The sequence below is a fragment of the Bacillus cereus group sp. N12 genome (genome assembly GCF_016483575.1).
In the GTDB taxonomy this organism is placed as follows: domain Bacteria; phylum Bacillota; class Bacilli; order Bacillales; family Bacillaceae_G; genus Bacillus_A; species Bacillus_A toyonensis.
Genome location: NZ_JAEHBO010000279.1, coordinates 1 through 236, shown reverse-complemented (window position 1 = coordinate 236; position 236 = coordinate 1). Strand labels below are relative to the sequence as shown.

The following is a 236-nucleotide window of genomic DNA, read 5'->3' as shown; positions in this document are numbered from 1 at the left end:
AACAATAGGGAGAATTGAAGAAATTTCATTTTTTAGTACATCACTTCAAGAGGAACTTACACTTCTTGTTTATTTACCAGTAAATTACACACCTCTCCATAAGCATACGGTTGTTATTGCACAAGATGGTAGAGATTATTTTCAGCTTGGTAAAGCGCACCGTGTAATTGAGCGTCTTCGTGAAACTGAAGAAATCGACCGTACAATTATTGTCGGTATTCCATATAAAAATGTAC

At 35.2% G+C, this 236-nt stretch carries 1 protein-coding gene; it reads left to right on the top strand.

What is annotated here, in order from left to right; translation table 11 throughout:
- A partial coding sequence (locus tag JDS92_RS30480) for an alpha/beta hydrolase-fold protein (RefSeq protein WP_242476064.1) occupies positions 1–236 on the top strand: 236 nt, incomplete at both ends.